The sequence below is a fragment of the Dickeya sp. NCPPB 3274 genome (assembly GCF_000406205.1).
Lineage (GTDB): Bacteria > Pseudomonadota > Gammaproteobacteria > Enterobacterales > Enterobacteriaceae > Dickeya > Dickeya fangzhongdai.
The window spans coordinates 3,341,314-3,359,818 of record NZ_CM001979.1 but is presented as its reverse complement, the minus strand read 5'-3'; the positions used below and the strand labels follow the sequence as shown (position 1 = coordinate 3,359,818).

Annotated in this window: 16 protein-coding genes; 15 read left to right on the top strand and 1 reads right to left on the bottom strand. The window is 57.6% G+C overall.

The genetic code is table 11. From position 1 onward, the window contains the following. Positions 1 to 2 precede the first annotated feature (2 nt). The 7 genes from nuoJ to DXX3274_RS24295 all read left to right on the top strand — a co-directional run bounded on the left by nuoJ (position 3) and on the right by DXX3274_RS24295 (position 8,403). Positions 3 to 554, top strand: a complete 552-nt coding sequence (gene nuoJ / locus DXX3274_RS14990; RefSeq protein ID WP_038667497.1) for an NADH-quinone oxidoreductase subunit J — start codon at positions 3 to 5, stop codon at positions 552 to 554. Further along, the gene (nuoK, locus tag DXX3274_RS14985) at positions 551 to 853 is read left to right on the top strand and encodes an NADH-quinone oxidoreductase subunit NuoK (protein ID WP_012769142.1); all 303 of its coding nucleotides are present in this window, start codon (positions 551 to 553) and stop codon (positions 851 to 853) included. The genes nuoJ and nuoK overlap by 4 nt, the downstream gene beginning before the upstream one ends. Continuing rightward, positions 850 to 2,700 (top strand): NADH-quinone oxidoreductase subunit L, encoded by a 1,851-nt coding sequence (gene nuoL, locus DXX3274_RS14980; RefSeq protein WP_042860466.1) that lies wholly within the window; start codon positions 850 to 852, stop codon positions 2,698 to 2,700. The genes nuoK and nuoL overlap by 4 nt, the downstream gene beginning before the upstream one ends. A 96-nt stretch (positions 2,701 to 2,796) precedes the next feature. Next, positions 2,797 to 4,332 carry an NADH-quinone oxidoreductase subunit M gene (gene nuoM, locus DXX3274_RS14975; RefSeq protein ID WP_038669442.1) on the top strand — a complete coding sequence of 512 codons (1,536 nt, stop codon included), beginning with the start codon at positions 2,797 to 2,799 and terminating at the stop codon, positions 4,330 to 4,332. Between the two features lie 6 nt (positions 4,333 to 4,338). Continuing rightward, positions 4,339 to 5,796, top strand: coding sequence for an NADH-quinone oxidoreductase subunit NuoN (nuoN, locus tag DXX3274_RS14970; RefSeq protein WP_042860465.1), 1,458 nt, complete (start codon positions 4,339 to 4,341; stop codon positions 5,794 to 5,796). Positions 5,797 to 5,981: 185 nt separating this feature from the next. Then, entirely contained in the window at positions 5,982 to 7,118 is a 1,137-nt protein-coding gene (locus tag DXX3274_RS24300) for a multicopper oxidase domain-containing protein (RefSeq protein WP_238556047.1), read from the top strand. Between the two features lie 43 nt (positions 7,119 to 7,161). Beyond that, positions 7,162 to 8,403, top strand: a complete 1,242-nt coding sequence (locus DXX3274_RS24295) for a multicopper oxidase domain-containing protein (protein ID WP_238556046.1) — start codon at positions 7,162 to 7,164, stop codon at positions 8,401 to 8,403. A 389-nt stretch (positions 8,404 to 8,792) separates the two neighbouring features. On the opposite strand, the gene DXX3274_RS14960 is transcribed toward DXX3274_RS24295, so the two are convergent. Beyond that, complete coding sequence (locus DXX3274_RS14960) at positions 8,793 to 9,674, bottom strand: PhzF family phenazine biosynthesis protein (RefSeq protein WP_042860464.1); 882 nt, start codon at positions 9,672 to 9,674, stop codon at positions 8,793 to 8,795. A gap of 211 nt (positions 9,675 to 9,885) precedes the next feature. Between DXX3274_RS14960 and DXX3274_RS14955 the strand changes: the two genes are divergently transcribed. From DXX3274_RS14955 to hypA, 8 genes are all read left to right on the top strand, one after another. After that, positions 9,886 to 11,478, top strand: a complete 1,593-nt coding sequence (locus DXX3274_RS14955) for an ABC-F family ATPase (RefSeq protein WP_042860463.1) — start codon at positions 9,886 to 9,888, stop codon at positions 11,476 to 11,478. A gap of 592 nt (positions 11,479 to 12,070) precedes the next feature. Beyond that, on the top strand, positions 12,071 to 13,198 hold the full coding sequence (gene hybO, locus DXX3274_RS14950; RefSeq protein ID WP_071603970.1) for a hydrogenase 2 small subunit: 1,128 nt from the start codon (positions 12,071 to 12,073) through the stop codon (positions 13,196 to 13,198). Positions 13,199 to 13,201: 3 nt separating this feature from the next. After that, a complete protein-coding gene (gene hybA, locus DXX3274_RS14945; RefSeq protein ID WP_038667515.1) occupies positions 13,202 to 14,218 on the top strand; it encodes a hydrogenase 2 operon protein HybA in 1,017 nt (338 codons plus the stop codon). Beyond that, positions 14,205 to 15,404: a Ni/Fe-hydrogenase cytochrome b subunit gene (gene hybB / locus DXX3274_RS14940; RefSeq protein ID WP_042860462.1), complete on the top strand. Its 1,200-nt coding sequence runs from the start codon at positions 14,205 to 14,207 to the stop codon at positions 15,402 to 15,404. The genes hybA and hybB overlap by 14 nt, the downstream gene beginning before the upstream one ends. Next, positions 15,382 to 17,088, top strand: coding sequence for a hydrogenase 2 large subunit (gene hybC / locus DXX3274_RS14935; RefSeq protein WP_042860461.1), 1,707 nt, complete (start codon positions 15,382 to 15,384; stop codon positions 17,086 to 17,088). The genes hybB and hybC overlap by 23 nt, the downstream gene beginning before the upstream one ends. Further along, the gene (locus tag DXX3274_RS14930; protein WP_042860460.1) at positions 17,088 to 17,588 is read left to right on the top strand and encodes a HyaD/HybD family hydrogenase maturation endopeptidase; all 501 of its coding nucleotides are present in this window, start codon (positions 17,088 to 17,090) and stop codon (positions 17,586 to 17,588) included. The genes hybC and DXX3274_RS14930 overlap by 1 nt, the downstream gene beginning before the upstream one ends. Continuing rightward, positions 17,581 to 18,132, top strand: a complete 552-nt coding sequence (hybE, locus tag DXX3274_RS14925; RefSeq protein WP_084478804.1) for a hydrogenase-2 assembly chaperone — start codon at positions 17,581 to 17,583, stop codon at positions 18,130 to 18,132. The genes DXX3274_RS14930 and hybE overlap by 8 nt, the downstream gene beginning before the upstream one ends. Positions 18,133 to 18,136: 4 nt before the next feature. Further along, positions 18,137 to 18,478: a hydrogenase maturation nickel metallochaperone HypA gene (gene hypA, locus DXX3274_RS14920; RefSeq protein ID WP_042860459.1), complete on the top strand. Its 342-nt coding sequence runs from the start codon at positions 18,137 to 18,139 to the stop codon at positions 18,476 to 18,478. The last annotated feature ends 27 nt before the right edge of the window (positions 18,479 to 18,505 follow it).

Genomic DNA, 18,505 nt, shown 5'->3' with positions numbered 1-18,505 from the left:
GCATGGAATTCGCTTTTTATGCGACTGCGATTATTGCGGTACTGGCAACATTGCGTGTCATTACCCATACCAATCCAGTACATGCATTACTTTATCTGATTGTTTCGTTACTGGCGGTGGCCGGTGTGTTCTTCTCGCTGGGGGCGTATTTCGCCGGGGCGCTGGAGATAATCGTTTACGCCGGCGCCATCATGGTGTTGTTCGTCTTCGTGGTGATGATGCTGAACCTCGGCAACTCGGTGGATGAGCAGGAAAAACTGTGGCTGAAACCCAGCGTATGGATAGGACCGGGTGTGCTGTCCCTGATTCTGCTGGCGGTTATCGTCAAAGGGATTCTTAGCGTCACCGGCCAGAATATCGCTGGCAATATCGTGGATGCCAAAGCGGTCGGCATCAGCCTGTTCGGGCCGTATGTGCTGGCGGTGGAACTGGCGTCGATGCTGCTGCTGGCGGGTCTGGTGGTGGCTTTCCACATCGGCCGTGAAGACAAGCGCGGAGAGCTGATTGCCAAAGATCAGGATGCCGACAAAAAAATAACGGAGGAACGCGCATGATTCCGCTACAACATGGCTTGCTGCTGGCGGCCATCCTCTTCGTGCTGGGGCTGACCGGGCTGGTGATTCGCCGCAATCTTCTGTTCATGCTGATCTGCCTGGAAATCATGATTAACGCTGCGGCGCTGGCTTTCGTGGTCGCCGGCAGCTATTGGGGGCAACCGGATGGTCAGGTGATGTATATCCTGGCTATTACGCTGGCCGCGGCGGAAGCCAGTATTGGCCTGGCGCTGCTGCTGCAGCTGTATCGTCGCCGTCAGACCCTGAATATTGATACTGTCAGTGAGATGCGCGGATGAACTTACTCTACTTAACAATTCTGTTTCCGCTGATCGGATTCCTGTTGCTGGCCTTCTCTCGCGGGCGCTGGTCGGAAAATGTTTCCGCCACCGTCGGGGTGGGGTCTATTGGGTTGGCTGCGCTGGTGACTGGCGGAGCCGTGGTGGATTTCCTCAGCCAGCAACAGCCTGGCGGGGTGACCTTCTTCAGCCAGCATCTGTGGAGCTGGATGACGGTCGGCAAGTTTGACATCGGCGTCACGCTGGCGCTGGATGGGCTGTCGCTGACCATGCTGTCGGTAGTAACCGGCGTGGGTTTCTTCATCCACCTGTTCGCCTCCTGGTACATGCGCGGTGAAGAGGGTTATTCCCGTTTCTTCGCCTACACCAACCTGTTTATCGCCAGCATGGTGGTATTGGTACTGGCGGACAACCTGCTGCTGATGTACCTCGGTTGGGAAGGCGTGGGGCTGTGCAGCTATCTGCTGATCGGTTTCTACTACACCAACCCGAACAACGGCGCCGCGGCGATGAAAGCGTTCATCGTGACCCGCGTGGGCGACGTGTTCCTGGCGTTCGCGCTGTTTATCCTGTACCGCGAGTTGGGTACGCTGAACTTCCGCGATCTGATGGTACTGGCGCCGCAACATCTGGCCGAAGGCTCCCCGGCGATCACCTGGGCGACGCTGATGCTGCTGGGTGGCGCGGTCGGTAAATCGGCACAGTTGCCGTTGCAGACCTGGCTGGCGGATGCGATGGCTGGTCCGACGCCGGTTTCGGCGTTGATCCACGCCGCAACCATGGTGACCGCGGGCGTGTATCTGATCGCCCGTACCCACGGCTTGTTCCTGCTGGCGCCGGACGTGCTGCATCTGGTCGCTAATGTGGGCGCCGTCACGCTGTTGCTGGCCGGTTTCGCCGCGCTGGTGCAAACCGATATCAAACGCGTACTGGCCTACTCGACGATGAGCCAGATTGGTTACATGTTCCTGGCGCTTGGCGTACAGGCGTGGGACGCCGCTATTTTCCACCTGATGACCCATGCGTTCTTTAAGGCGCTGCTGTTCCTGTCGTCCGGTTCGGTGATCCTGGCCTGCCATCACGAACAGAACATCTTCAAGATGGGCGGTCTGCGTAAAACCATTCCGCTGGTGTATGCCTGCTTCCTGGTGGGCGGCGCCGCGCTGGCAGCGTTGCCGATGGTAACCGCCGGCTTCTTCAGTAAGGATGAAATTCTGGCCGGCGCCTGGGCCAACGGTCACATTAATCTGGTGATTGCCGGTCTGGTGGGCGCGTTCATGACGTCGCTGTACACCTTCCGGATGATTTTTATCGTGTTCCACGGTGAAGCAAAAACCAAGGCCCACGCAGGCAAGGGGATTTCCCATCACCTGCCGTTGCTGGTGCTGCTGGTGCTGTCCACCTTTGTCGGCGCTCAGATTGCGCTGCCGCTGCACGGCGTACTGCCGGCCACGACCGAGCTTGAGCACGGTCAGGTCATGACGCTGGAAATCGCCTCCGGCGTGGTGGCGATTGCCGGTATTCTGCTGGCGGCCGCGCTGTGGCTGGGCAAACGTCAGTTGGTGACGAGCGTCGCCAACAGCGCGCCGGGTCGTTTCTTCTCGACATGGTGGTTCCATGCATGGGGATTCGACTGGCTGTATGACAAGGTCTTCGTCAAACCGTATCTGGCTATTGCGACGTTGCTGCAGCGTGACCCGCTCAATGCGCTGATGAACATTCCGGCCATCCTGACCCGCTGGGGCAACCGTGCGCTGATCGTCAGCGAAAACGGGCAGGTGCGCTGGTATGTCGCCTCAATGGGGGTCGGCGCCGTGGTGGTGCTGGCGCTGCTGTTGCTGGTCTAAGCGATGCGGTAATGCAGAGGGGCGGGGCGTTCGCTGATGGGTGGCCCCGCAGGCAGCAAGTTTTTCGTTTTCTTTAATTTAGGGACACAAAACGCCATGCTACTACCTTGGCTGATTCTTATCCCCTTTATCGGCGGCCTGCTGTGCTGGCAGCTCGAGCGTTTTGGCACTCGCGTGCCGCGCTGGATCGCGCTGATCTCCATGGGGCTGACACTGGCGCTGTCACTGCAGTTGTGGCTGCAGGGCGGCTTTTCGCTGGCGACACCGACGGGCCTGCCGCAATGGCAGTCGGAGTTCGTGCTGAACTGGATACCGCGTTTTGGTATCTCGATTCACCTGGCGCTGGACGGACTGTCATTGCTGATGGTTGTGCTGACCGGCCTGCTGGGCGTGCTGGCGATCCTCTGTTCCTGGCGTGAGATTCAACGCTATCAGGGCTTCTTCCATCTCAACCTGCTGTGGATTCTCGGCGGTGTGATTGGCGTCTTCCTGTCCATCGACATGTTCCTGTTCTTCTTCTTCTGGGAAATGATGCTGGTGCCGATGTACTTCCTGATCGCACTGTGGGGACACAAAGGCTCTGATGGCAAGACCCGTATCGCGGCAGCAACCAAGTTCTTCATCTATACGCAGGCCAGCGGCCTGGTGATGCTGATCGCCATTCTGGCGCTGGTGTTCGTACATCATAATGCTACCGGCGAATGGACCTTCGATTATCCCCGCCTGTTGAAAACGCCGATGTCCTACGGTCTGGAATATGCGTTGATGCTGGGCTTCTTCATCGCCTTCGCGGTGAAAATGCCGCTGGTGCCGCTGCATGGCTGGTTGCCGGATGCGCACAGTCAGGCGCCGACCGCCGGTTCGGTGGACCTGGCGGGGATTCTGTTGAAAACCGCCGCCTACGGTCTGCTGCGATTCAGCCTGCCGCTGTTCCCGAACGCTTCTCACGATTTTGCACCGATCGCCATGTGGCTGGGTGTCATCGGCATCTTCTACGGTGCCTGGATGGCGTTCAAACAGACCGACATCAAACGTCTTATCGCTTACACCTCGGTGTCGCACATGGGCTTTGTGATGATTGCCATCTATTCCGGCAGTCAACTGGCCTATCAGGGCGCGGTGGTGCAGATGATTGCCCACGGCCTGTCGGCCGCCGGTATGTTCATTATTTGCGGTCAGCTGTATGAACGCCTGCACACCCGCGATTTGCGTCAGATGGGCGGTTTGTGGGGACGGATTCGCTACTTGCCCGCGCTGTCGCTGTTTTTCGCGGTAGCCACGCTCGGGATGCCGGGTACCGGTAACTTTGTCGGCGAATTCATGATTCTGTTCGGCAGCTACCCGGTGGTGCCGGTGATTACGGTGATTTCCACCTTCGGTCTGGTGTTTGCTTCCGTTTATTCGCTGGTGATGATGCAGCGCGCTTTCTACGGCGCCGCTAAATCGGACACGCCTTTGCAGGCGATGAGCGCGCGCGAACTGTCGCTTATTCTGCTGCTGGTGGTGTTGCTGGTGCTGCTGGGCGTTTATCCGCAGCCGATCCTGGATACGTCCAGCGCGGCGATGGCCAATATCCAGCAATGGTTTACGTCATCGGTTCAGGGTTCAACAATTTCAACGACAGGGCTGTAATTCGCCATGACAATAACTCTTCAACAACTAATCGCGATATCGCCACTGTTAATCGTTGGATTGACAGTCGTGGTTGTGATGCTGTGCATTGCGTGGCGACGCAACCATTTTGTCAACGCTACGCTGACGGTCATCGGCCTGAACATCGCGTTGTTATCGCTGTATCTGGTCGGCCAGGTTGGGCCGACCGATGTCACCCCGCTGATCCGGGTGGACGGATTCTCGATGTTCTATACCGGCCTGGTGCTGGCGGCGAGTCTGGCGACCAGTACGTTCGCCTACCCGTGGCTGGAAGGCTACCCGGACAACAAAGATGAGTTCTATCTGCTGGTGCTGATTGCCGCACTGGGCGGTATTCTGCTGGCGAGCGCCAACCATCTGGCGGCGTTCTTCATCGGCATCGAACTGATCTCCCTGCCGCTGTTCGGTCTGGTGGGGTATGCCTTCCGGCAGAAGCGTTCGCTGGAAGCCGCCATCAAATACATGCTGCTGTCCGCCGCTGCGTCCTCGTTCCTGCTGTTCGGCATGGCGCTGGTGTATGCCGACTCCGGCAGCCTGAGCTTCGCCAGCCTTGGCAAGAGCCTGAACGACCACCAGTTGCATGCGCCGCTGTTGCTGGCCGGTCTGGGTATGATGCTGGTCGGGCTGGGCTTCAAGCTGTCGCTGGTGCCGTTCCACCTGTGGACGCCGGATGTGTATCAGGGGGCGCCGGCGCCGGTGTCTACCTTCCTGGCGACCGCCAGCAAGATCGCTATCTTCGGCGCGGTGATGCGTTTGTTCCTGTATGCGCCGCTGGTGGATGCTGAATCGGTGCGCACCACGCTGGGCGTGATCGCTTTCGCGTCGATTCTGTTCGGTAACCTGATGGCGGTGGCGCAGAGCAACATCAAGCGCCTGCTGGGGTACTCGTCGATCGCGCATCTGGGTTACCTGCTGGTGGCGCTAATTGCGGTGCAGACTCAGCAACTGGCGTTGGAAACCATCGGCGTATATCTGGCCGGTTACCTGTTCAGCAGCCTGGGCGCGTTTGGCGTGGTCAGCCTGATGTCCAGCCCGTATCGGGGTCCGGATGCGGATTCGCTGTTCTCTTACCGCGGTCTGTTCTGGCATAAGCCGATCCTGTCTGCGGTGATGACGGTGATGATGCTGTCGCTGGCGGGTATTCCGATGACGCTGGGCTTCTTCGGCAAATTCTACGTGCTGGCGGTAGGCGTGAATGCCCACCTGTGGTGGTTGAGCGCGGCAGTGGTGGTGGGTAGCGCCATCGGTCTGTATTACTACCTGCGCGTATTGATAAGTTTGTATCTGAGCGCGCCGCAAACCCTGAACCGCGATACGCCGAATAACTGGGCGTTGACCGCGGGCGGCGTGGTGGTACTGATTTCGTCGGTGTTGGTTCTGCTGCTGGGTCTCTACCCGCAGCCGCTGATTTCGCTGGTACAACTGGCGCAGCCGCTGATGTAATCCCTCGGTATACCGTACTGAAAGCCGCGAATTATCGCGGCTTTTCTATTATTGCGGGTTAATCGTATTGCGGGTTAATCGCCTTCATCTTCGAGGTTCTGTTTCCAAATCCTGCCTCTGGTTTTAATTCCCCTTCTTTTTAATCAGTTATCGGGTTTCATTATCTACGGAAAAATATCGATACAGTGTCTTTTCCGGGTTTAGGAAAATATCTGATTGCCCGAAATGAACGTGCTATTTACTTTCCCCCAGACGTTTCCGGTCTGGAAATAATGACAAGATCTTTTGTTATTTACAGCCCTTCTGCAATACATCGGGCTAATAAAGAGGATTTGTTATTTTATCCATTAAATTCAATAAATAATGAATTGTGTCAGGTCAAGGGGGATGGTGAGATGGCAACATGTGACAAGGTTGGATACAGAATGACATTGCGGGATGTTTTTATTTTCCTGCTGACATTAGTGGTATTTGATAGCCATGCCGATGGCCCGTCGGCAGTCAATGAAAATACGCCGGATGAAAATAAAGAGGCTGATTTTCTATTTGAAAACCCGCCGCACTTGCAGCGACTGGTCAGGTCGCTATTGCAGAATCATTTTAGCGGAGTGCAGGAGGGAAACAGGGAAAAATATTATGAACTGGATGTCGGATATGTAGACGGAAAGATTTATGATCCGTCGCAAAACCGTTTCCAAAAGGTGCATTTACGGGGTTACACCGGCAGTACGGACAGGCAACCGGTTATCGGGGCGCCGTTTGTGGCGCCGCAGATTGATGCTATGCCCGGCGATACGGTGCGTATCCTGCTCAAGAACAATTTGCCGGTGGATAGCAGTTGCCAGCCGCATCAGATGAATGGTGAAGCGACTGCCCATTCGCATACCAACATGGCGCAACCTGCGGCGAACGATTCGCGGTCATCGCCGAAGTTGTTCGACCCGCCTCACTGTTTTAATGGCACCAACCTGCATGCCCACGGTATCTGGATCAGCCCGACAGGCAATAGCGACAATGTGCTGCTGTCGGTGAATCCGGGCAACAGCTTCGAATACCAGTACAACTTCTCGCAGGATATTCCGGCCGGCACCTTCTGGTATCACTCACACCGGCACGGTTCCACCGCGTTGCAGGTTTCCAGCGGCATGGCGGGGGCGCTTATCGTTCATGGCAACCGCAAACCCACCGAAGCGTCGAACGGCGATCTGGATACGCTTCTGATCGATCCCGACAGTCAGCAGCCGTTTCCCGAGCACACGGTATTGTTTCAGCAGATTCAGTACGCCTGCCTGGGGCGAGGACGGCAAGCTGAAACGGGATAAGCAGGGCAATATCAACTGGAATTGCCTCCCGAATGAGACCGGCGTGATTGAAGATTACGATCAGTTCGGCCCCGGCACCTGGCAGGCGTCCGGCCGCTGGACCAGCATCAACGGCGTGGTGCTGCCGACCTTTAAAGCCACCGCCGGGCAGGTAGAGCGCTGGCGGTTGATTCACGCTGGCGTGCGGGAAACCATCAATCTGGAATTCCGCAAGATAAAGCCGGGCCTGAGTCTTAACGAATTACATCGCAAGGCTTATCTGGGCAATTTACGCCGTCAGGAGGTAGGAGCGCTGATTAATGAACTCTGCTCCGGCGAAAAGGTGCCATTCCAGGTGGTCGCCGCCGATGGCCTGACCATGTCCCACTCGCTGACGGCGGATAAGGTAACGTTACAACCGGGGTACCGTTATGACCTGCTGGCGATGTTTCCGCAGGCGGGCGGTTATTGCATGATTCAGCCGCAGCAATCCATGACGGGCAGCATTACCGGTAAGGCTCAGGGCAACAGTTTGCTGGGGTTTGTTTCCGTATCCGGCACGGACAGTATTGCCGTGCAGGACTTTGTCCCTACCTTACGGCGGAAACTGACCTATTCGGCGCAGAAGCTGATGCCGGAAGAGGTGCGGCAGGCGGTTATTCGTGATCTGAATCGTGACGATAATCAGATCTATCTCACCCGGTTCGCGCCGCATACAAGGGATGTGAGCGATGAAGAGATTGCCGGTCAGCCAAAACAGAAAATCGTTTTCTTTGCCGGCGGCACGCGGCCGAATACAAACAACGTCTTCGCTATTGGTCACGATTTTGGCGTCGAGAAAGTTAACGGTGTGTGGTTGCCGAAACACATACAAGCTTATGACCCGAAGCGAATTGATATAACTTTGCCGCTATGGGCGTCGCAGGAGTGGGAACTGCGTTCGTACAGCGTCAGCCATCCGTTTCATATCCATGTGAATCCGTTCCAGATTGTCGCGATTTATGACCCGCAGGGGCGTGACGTCAGTTTGCCCGGTGTCACGGAAGCCGATGGCGACAGCCAGTTCGCCGGCTTGAAAGGGCAGTGGAAAGACACGATTTTCGTCAAAACCAACCTGTTGCCCGGCCAGTTGACGGGTACGCCGCAAAATTATTATCGCGTACTGCTGAGAACGCGCTATCAGCGCTATATCGGCGAATTCGTGCTGCATTGCCACATTCTGGACCATGAGGATCAGGGGATGATGGAAAATGTCGAGATAGTGCTGCCGCAAACGCAAAAGGCTCAGACATCGTCAACGAAGTGAGCAGAAATCAGATACAGGGATGAAAAAGACTGCGTGATATATGTCAGAAGGGAATGAAAAAACTAAAGCCGCCTCGTCAGAATGATGATGGCGGCTTTTAGTTTACGGCGCTCATGTTAAAACGGGCTGATGATGGAACCGATACGTTCGCAGTAGCTTACGTAGATGTCGCCCAGTTTTTTGAAGAAGTTGATGAATGCGTTCATGTGGTGTCTCCATTATCGTCGTTGAGGTTTTATGTGATGTTCATCACGGTTTTGATAATAATGGATAAGGAACGTCATTTCAACTTTTTCGTGATGAAAGTCACATTATTTTGAAGGTAATGGCCGTGTCGGAGGAATAACCGGCCGCCGCTCTGACGGCCGGTTAGCGGGTAGAGCCGCGTATTAGACGGTAATATGCCCGTCAATCAAGGTGTTGCTGAGGCCGCCAATCCACGGCTGGCCGTCAATGTAGGAAACATTGACCCGGCCGTCCCGGTACAACATGGTGCCCTGACGTACCCGATAACCGAGCGTGTGGTCCGCCTGCTCCGGCAACGGGCTGTGCTGAATCACTCTGGCAATACAGGCGTTGGCGCTGCCGGTTACCGGATCTTCCACCACCGCATCATTCATGACAAAGAAGGCCCGTACTTCATAATCGGCGGGACCGGCGTGGTCATGCGGGCCGTAAATCGCTACGCCGTCGGTCTGTCCGAGTTGCTGCAATCGTTGTAGATGCGTAGCGTCCGGGCGTGCCTCCAGACAGGCACGCGCGCTTTCCATCCGCACTGTCAGCCAGCGGATGCCCATCTGCACGTTGACGGGACGATGGCCTGGATGACGCAGATGGCTTCCGATGGCGCTGTCGAGCAATGCGTCATGCTGAGGGTCGAGCTCGGTCGTCGTGACGTCCGGCGCGCGAAATGCGAGCTGGCCGTTATCGCCGATAGCCACCGGCACCAGCCCGACGCCGCATTGCTGGATCACCTGATGCGGTACATGCGGTGTCAGGCCGGATTCCAGCAAGACGTGCGCGGTTCCCAGCGTCGGGTGTCCGGCGAACGGCAATTCTGCCGACGGGGTGAAAATACGCACCCGATAATCAGCCAGCGGATCGTCCGGCGGCAGCACAAAGGTAGTTTCCGACAAATTGGTCCAGCGGGCGATGGCCTGCATCTGTTCATCGCTGAGGCCATCGGCGTCGAGAATGACGGCCAGCGGATTGCCTTTGGCGGGATGATGGCTGAACACATCGACCTGTTTAAAACGGCGTGATGACGGCATCTGATCTTTCCTTCTGCGATCGGGAGCAGTGCTCATTATGTACGGTTAACAAGATGTTGTCGTGTCTGTCGTCAGGCGCGGTCGCTGCTGATGCCGTTGGCGGGGGCATCAAATCCGCATCTGATTAAAAAACGTCCGATAATCGCCGGGATTCTGTGTTCCGCTTGTGGCATAATGCGCGCCAAATCACATTCCGAATCGAGTAAGTGCTGTGCTGGTAACCAATAATATTACGATGCAATTCGGCAGTAAGCCGTTGTTTGAAAACATTTCTGTCAAATTTGGCGGCGGTAACCGCTATGGATTGATCGGCGCTAACGGCTGCGGCAAATCCACATTTATGAAGATCCTCGGCGGCGATCTGGCGCCGAGCACAGGCAATGTCGCCATCGACCCGAATGAGCGGATCGGCAAACTGCGTCAGGATCAGTTCGCGTTTGAGCAATACAGCGTGCTGGATACGGTGATCATGGGGCACGCCGAACTGTGGGAAGTCAAAGAAGAACGCGACCGTATCTATTCGCTGAGCGAAATGAGCGAGGAAGACGGCTATCGGGTCGCGGATCTGGAAGTCAAATACGGCGAAATGGATGGTTACAGCGCTGAATCGCGCGCCGGCGAACTGCTGCTGGGCGTGGGGATCCCGCTGGAGCAACATTACGGTCCGATGAGCGAAGTGGCGCCAGGCTGGAAACTGCGTGTCTTGCTGGCGCAGGCGCTGTTTTCCAATCCGGATATTCTGCTGCTGGACGAACCGACCAACAACCTGGACATCGATACCATCCGCTGGCTGGAGCAGGTGCTGAACGAGCGCAACAGCACCATGATCATCATTTCCCATGACCGTCACTTCCTGAACATGGTCTGCACCCATATGGCGGATCTGGATTACGGCGAATTGCGGATCTATCCCGGCAACTACGACGAGTACATGACGGCGGCGACGCAGGCGCGCGAGCGTCTGCTGGCGGACAATGCCAAGAAGAAGGCGCAGATTGCCGAATTGCAGTCGTTTGTCAGCCGCTTTAGCGCCAACGCGTCCAAATCGCGTCAGGCGACTTCCCGCGCCCGTCAGATAGATAAAATCCAGCTGGAAGAAGTGAAAGCGTCCAGCCGTCAGAACCCGTTCATCCGTTTCGAACAGGACAAGAAACTGTTCCGTAACGCGCTGGAAATCGATGGGCTGACCAAAGGCTTTGATAACGGTCCGCTGTTCAGCCAGTTGAAAATGCTGGTGGAAGTGGGGGAGAAGGTGGCGATTCTCGGTACTAACGGGATCGGTAAATCCACCCTGCTGAAAACGCTGGTGGGTGAACTGGCGCCGGAATCCGGCATGGTCAAATGGTCGGAAAACGTCCGTATCGGTTACTACGCGCAGGATCACGAATACGAGTTTGATGGCGATCTCACCGTGTTTGACTGGATGAGCCAGTGGAAGCAGGAGAACGACGACGAGCAGGCGGTGCGCAGCGTGCTGGGGCGTCTGCTGTTTTCTCAGGACGACATCCGTAAAAAGGTTAAGGTGCTGTCCGGGGGCGAAAAAGGACGGATGCTGTTCGGTAAGCTGATGATGGAAAAACCGAACGTTCTGGTGATGGACGAACCGACCAACCACCTGGATATGGAATCCATTGAATCGCTGAACATGTCGCTGGAGATGTATCAGGGCACGCTGCTGTTTGTGTCTCACGACCGTGAATTCGTCAGCTCGCTGGCGACCCGCATTGTGGAAATCACCCCGGGTAAAGTGATCGATTTCAGCGGCAACTACGAAGATTATCTGCGCAGCCGCGGAATCCAATAACGTTTTGCCTTTCGGAAAAAAGCAGCCGCTTGTCGGCTGCTTTTTTTATTGCCTGAAATGTTAAAAAGACGGCGACCTGAAATCAGGCGCGGCGAGGGAGAAATAGTCCTGTGTGAAAAACAACCGCAGCCATCGCTTTTATCTTTCGTTTAGACAGAGACATTATCCTGTAATCACACTTTTAAAAGTAAAGTATCTAAAATAACTGAGCTGACTGATGGGCTGATGACGAATGTAAACGAGTGATGGAAAAATAAAACCACTCTGAAGTTGTTTTCTAATAAAAACATTAAAAATCAATATGATAATAATTTTATTATAACTGATATAAGTCGCTGTTAAATCGATTAAGCTATTGTAGATCACAAAAAAATTATCCGTTTGTTACGCATTGAGATATTTTCTCATTTAATCTGACATTCCGTGCTTTTAAAAAAGAAATGTCGCGGAGAGCCTCACAGAAGACGTACAAATAAAATGGTTATTCCCCGGCCGATTGATAGAGATCAAATCGGTGACGTTATTCTCCTCATTATTCTATGCCGACACGTAAATGTGTTACTTCGACCTGGCTACAGGAGAATAATAAAGAATGAATGGGGAAAATATGATGCTTTCCCATCACGGCATCAATCGCCGTGATTTTATGAAGCTATGTGCAGCACTTGCCGCCACCATGGGGTTGAAAGAAGCCGCCGCCGCAGATATGGCCCAGTCACTGACGTCTCCCCAGCGTCCGCCGGTGATCTGGATTGGCGCGCAGGAATGTACCGGATGTACCGAGTCCCTGCTGCGCGCCACCCACCCGACCATTGAAAACCTGCTGCTGAATACCATCTCGCTGGAATACCACGAAGTCCTCTCCGCCGCTTTCGGCGAGCAGGCGGAAGAAAACAAACACCGCGCCATCGAACAGTACAAAGGCAAATACGTACTGGTGGTGGATGGCTCCATCCCGCTGAAGGATGGCGGCATCTACTGCATGGTGGCCGGCAAGCCGATCGTCGAGCATATCCGCGCCGCCGCCGAGCATGCCGCGGCGATCGTCGCCATCGGTTCCTGTTCCGCCTGGGGCGGGGTGCCGGCCAGCGGTTCCAACCCGACCGGCGCCGCCAGCTTGCAGGACGTGCTGCCGGGCAAAACCGTTATCAATATTCCCGGTTGTCCGCCTAACCCGCACAACTTCCTGGCGACCGTGGCGCACATCATCACTTATCAGCGCGCGCCGGCGCTCGACAGCCAGAACCGTCCCACCTTCGCCTATGCCCGACTGATCCACGAAAACTGCGAGCGTCGCCCGCATTTCGACGCCGGCCGCTTCGCCAAAGAGTTTGGCGATGAAGGACACCGGCAAGGGTGGTGCCTCTACCATCTGGGTTGCAAAGGGCCGGAAACCTACGGCAACTGCCCGACGCTGGAGTTCTGCGACGTGGGCGGCGGCATCTGGCCGGTAGGGATTGGTCACCCGTGCTATGGCTGCAACGAGCAAGGCATCGGGTTCACCAAGGGCATTTTCCAGTTGGCCAACGTGGAAAACCCGACGCCGCGCGTTGAGAAGCCGGCGGTCACCAGCCCGGAAGGCGGCAACAGTTCCGCTACGGCCACGGGGCTTATCGGCGGCGTGCTGGGGGCGGTGGCAGGCGTTAGCCTGATGGCGGTGCGTGAACTGGGTCGTCAGCAAAAACAGCAGGACGCCGGCAACGCATCCCGGGAGGGTTAAGCCGTGAACAGACGCAATTTCTTCAAGCTGGCTTCCGCCGGGGCGTTGCTGGCGGGCACGCCGCTGGCGACTGAAGCGGCGGCCACCAACCGGCCGCCGATTCCCGGTTCGCTCGGCATGCTGTACGACTCCACACTGTGTGTGGGTTGTCAGGCGTGCGTAAGCAAATGCCAGCAGGTCAACAAGCTGGATTATAAACCGGATAGCTCGGTCTACAGCGGCGGCGCGGCGACCTGGTCCAACAACGACAAGCTCAGTCCCTATACCAACAACATCATTCAGGTATGGCGCAGCGGCGACGGCAAAAACAAGGATCAGGTACAAGACGGCTACGCCTACATCAAGAAGCAGTGCATGCACTGCGTCGACCCCAACTGCGTGTCGGTGTGCCCGGTTTCGGCGCTGAAGAAAGACCCGAAAACCGGCGTGGTGCATTACGACGCCAGCGTCTGTACCGGCTGCCGTTACTGCATGGTGGCCTGTCCGTTCAATGTGCCGAAGTACGACTATGAAAACCCGCTCGGTAAGCTGCACAAATGCGAGCTGTGCAACCAGCCGGAACTGGCGCGGCTTGATAAGGGCGGCATGCCGGGGTGCGTAGAAGTTTGCCCGACCGGGGCGGTGATTTACGGCACCCGCGAGCAGTTGCTGGATGAGGCGAAACGTCGGCTGGCGCTCAAGCCGGGCGACGAGTACGCCTATCCGCGCCAGACGCTGAGTAGCAAAGACACCTACCTGCACACCGTGCCGACTTACGAGCGTTATGTGTATGGCGAGAACGAAGCGGGCGGCACGCAGGTGCTGGTGCTGGCCGGGGTGCCGTACCAGAACCTGGAAATGCCGACGCTGGATTCGCTGTCTACCGGCGCGCGTTCGGAGCATATCCAGCATACCTTGTACAAGGGGATGGTGCTGCCGCTGGCGGTGCTGGCCGGGTTGTCGGTGCTGGTGCATCGCAATACCCGCGCCGAGCGGGAAGAGACGCACGACTCACAGGAGAAACCTCATGACGGCGCATAAAGCAAGTCCGTTGGGCGGGCGGCTGGTGAGCTGGCCCGTAATGCTGCTGGCTCCGCTGGTGGCGATTTGCGCGATCCTGATCGTGAAACGTCTGTTTCTGGGGATCGGCTCGGTGGCGGATCTGAACGGCGGCTACCCGTGGGGGATCTGGATCGCCTTCGACCTGCTGGTCGGCACCGGGTTCGCCTGCGGCGGCTGGGCGCTGGCCTGGGCGGTGTACGTGTTCAATCGCGGCGAATACCACCCGCTGGTGCGCCCGGCGCTGCTCGCCAGCCTGTTCGGCTACTCGTTGGGCGGGTTGTCGATCACCATCGACGTTGGGCGTTACTGGAACCTGCCGTACTTCTACATTCCCGGCTACTTCAATACCAACTCGGTGCTGTTCGAAACCGCGGTGTGTATGACCATCTACATCGGGGTGATGGCGCTGGAGTTCGCGCCGGTGGTGCTGGAACGCTTCGGCTGGAAGGTGTCGCTGAAACGGCTCAACAAGGTGATGTTTTTCATCATTGCGCTGGGGGCGTTGCTGCCTACCATGCACCAGTCGTCGATGGGGTCGTTGATGATTTCCGCCGGCTATAAGGTGCATCCGCTGTGGCAGAGCTATGAACTGCTGCCGCTGTTGTCGCTGCTGACTGCGTTCATCATGGGCTTCTCGATTGTGATTTTCGAAGGTTCGCTGGTGCAGGCCGGGCTGAAAGGGCGCGGGCCGGACGAACAGGCGTTGTTTCGCAAGCTGACCGGGCTGGCCCACGTGCTGGTGCTGCTGTTTGTGGTGCTGCGCTTCGGCGAGATCGTCTGGCACCAGAAAACCGTGCTGCTGTTCGCCGGCGACCGGTTCTCGGTCATGTTCTGGTGCGAAGCAGGGTTGATGCTGCTGCCGCTGGTTATTCTGCGGTTGAAACGTTGCCGTCAGGACGCCCGCTGGCTGTTCGTCAGCGCGCTCAGCATGCTGTTCGGCGCCGCCCTGTGGCGACTGAGTTACTCGCTGCTGGCGTTCAATCCGGGCAACGGCTACCACTACTTCCCCAAAGCGCAGGAGATCCTGATTTCCATTGGCTTCGTCGCCATTGAGGTCTGCGCTTACATCTTGTTAATCCGCCTGCTGCCGGTACTGCCCGCGCTGAAAGGCGAACATACGCATCATCAGGCTGAGGTAAAGCATGAGCCAACGCATCACCATTGATCCCATTACCCGTATCGAAGGGCATCTGCGCATTGATTGCGAAATTGAAAACGGCAAGGTCACCAAAGCCTGGTCATCCGGCACCATGTGGCGCGGTATGGAAGAGATCGTCAAAGGGCGCGACCCGCGCGATGCCTGGATGATCGTGCAGCGCATCTGCGGCGTGTGCACCACGGTGCACGCCATCGCCTCGGTGCGCGCGGTGGAGAACGCGCTCGGTCTGAACGTGCCGGTCAACGCCCAGTACATCCGCAACCTGATTCTGGCGGCGCACAGCATCCACGACCATATCGTGCATTTCTATCAACTGTCGGCGCTCGACTGGGTGGATGTGACCTCGGCGCTGAAAGCCGATCCGCAGAAAGCGGCGGCGCTGCTTAAAGGATTGTCCGACTGGCCGCTGAATACCGCCGCCGAGTTCACCAAGGTGCAGCAGAAACTCAAAGATCTGGTAGCCAGCGGCCAGTTGGGCATTTTCGCCAACGGCTACTGGGGCCACCCGGCGATGTCGCTGCCGCCGGAAGTGAACCTGATCGCCGTCGCCCACTATCTGCAAGCGCTGGAATGCCAGCGCGACGCCAACCGCATTGTGGCGATTCTGGGCGGCAAGTCGCCGCACATCCAGAATCTGGCGGTCGGCGGCGTGGCTAACCCGATCAATCTGGACGCGCCGAGCGTGCTCAACCTGGAACGGTTGATGTACGTGAAAAGCTTTATCGATCGGCTGGGCGATTTCATCGAGCAGGTCTACAAGGTGGACTGCGCGGTGATTGCCGCTCACTACCCGCAGTGGCTGACGCTGGGGCGCGGCGCCGATCACTACCTGAGCGTGCCGGAACTGCCGACCGACAACAAAAACGGCAGTTTCCTGCTGGCGGGCGGGTATATCGAAAACAGCGACCTGTCGCGCTACCGGCCGATCACCAGCCACAGCGATAAGTTCCTGATCGACGGCATCCGCGAGAGCGGCAAGCACGCCTGGTATCAGGACGATCAACCGCTGGCGCCGTGGGAGGGCTTGACCCGTCCTAACTACACCGGCTGGCATGAAGACGGCAAGTACTCGTGGGTGAAATCGCCGACTTTCTACGGCAAAACCGTGGAAGTAGGGCCGCTGGCCTGGCTGCTGTGCGGTCTGGCCGCGAAGCATAAAGACACGCTGGCGCATTTCGATCAGGTAAAAGCCGCTTATAAAGCGCTTAGCGGCCATCAACTGGAAGAGAAACACCTGCACTCTACGTTAGGCCGGGTGATTGGCCGCACCGTGCACTGCTGCGTGCTGAAAGATACGTTGGCGCAGCAGTGGCAGGCGCTGGTCGACAACATCGGCAAAGGCGATCACCAGACCTTCATCAAGCCGGATCTGTCGCCGGACACCGAATTTCACGGCGTGGGCTTCGGGGAGATGCCGCGCGGCATGCTGTCGCACTGGATCGTGTTCAAAAACGGCAAGATCACCAACTATCAGGCGGTGGTGCCGTCCACCTGGACCTCCTGCCCGCGCAACGGCGACGACAAGCCCGGCCCGTACGAGCAGTCATTGGTGGGCACGCCGGTGGCCGACCCGCACAAGCCGCTGGAAGTGGTGCGGACCATCCACTCCTTCGACCCGTGCATGTCCTGCGCGGTGCATGTGGTGGATACCGTCAACGGCAATGAAGTAACCCGGGTGAAGGTGCTGTGATGAACATACTGGTGCTGGGGATCGGCAATATCCTGCTGAGTGACGAAGGGGTTGGGGTGAGGCTGGTGGAACGGCTAGAGCAGCGGTTCGACTGCACGCCCGCCATTGAAGTGGTGGACGGCGGCACCTGCGGTATGGAGCTGATGGAATGCATGGCCGGGCGCGATCACCTGATCGTAGCCGACGCCGTGCTCACCGGTCAGGCGCCGGGCAGTGTGACGGTGCTGCGCGACCGTGAGGTGCCGGCGCTGTTTACCCGCAAGATCTCCCCGCACCAGTTAGGGCTGGCCGATGTGCTGATGGCGCTGCAACTGACCGGCGAATTTCCCCGCCAGCTAACGCTGGTGGGGGTGGAACCGGAAGCGCTCGACTCCGGTATCGGCCTGTCCGATACCGTTACCCGCGCGCTGCAACCAGCGTTGCAGCATATCATCGCTGCGCTGCGCCAGAGCGGCGTTGCGGTAACGGAGAAGGCCGCGCAGGAGGTGTGCGATGACTGACATTTTTTCCGCCTCGCCACTCGACGTCGGTAATAATCCGCCCGCAATACCCGGTGAGCGCAAAGAATCGGACTGGATTGAGGGGCATGATCAGAGTCCGGTGGCCTGGCTGGAGGCCGAGTTCAGCCGTATCGCGCAAGAGCGTATGCGGCTGTTGCCGTTTTATCGCGATGGCATTCCGGTGCAGGCCTGTGGGTTTACCCTGTTTGAACAGCAGTGGTTCGGTTGCCTGTTGACGCCGTGGATGATCAGCCTGTTGGTGTTGCCGGGACCGGGACAGCAGTGGCCCCGGCGTGAGGTTTCCACCCGACTGGCGCTGGACCTGCCCTGCGGCAGCGTAAAATTTGTCGTGAGCGAAAGTGACGACGGACAGCAGTACCTGTCCTGCTCGCTGATGTCGCCGCTGGACCCGGCGCTCGACGCCAGGCAGGCGCTGCAACTGGCGCAGCAAAGCGCGTGTATGGCGCTGTCGTTGCCGGTGCGCGACGCCGACGCTCCTGCAAACCTCAGCCGCCGCGCGCTGTTCAGCCGTTACCGGAGTTAGCGGGATGCATGAAATTTCCATGTGCTACAACGCGCTGGAGTTGATTGAGCAGCAGGCGCGTCAGCACGGCGCCCGGCGGGTGACCGGCGTCTGGCTGGAGATCGGCGCGTTGTCCTGTATCGAAGAGCGCGCGTTGCGGTTCTGTTTTGAATCGGTCTGTCGTCAGACGCTGGCGGACGGTTGCCAGTTACATCTGGCGGTGCGTCCGGCGCAGGCCTGGTGCTGGCAGTGCAGTCAGGCGGTAGAAGTAACCGACCACGACAGCGGTTGCCCGCATTGCGGCAGCCATAGCCTGCGGGTCGAGAGCGGCGATAGCCTGCAACTGAAGCAACTGGCGATTGAATAACACGCCGTCGCCATGCCGGCGTGCAAT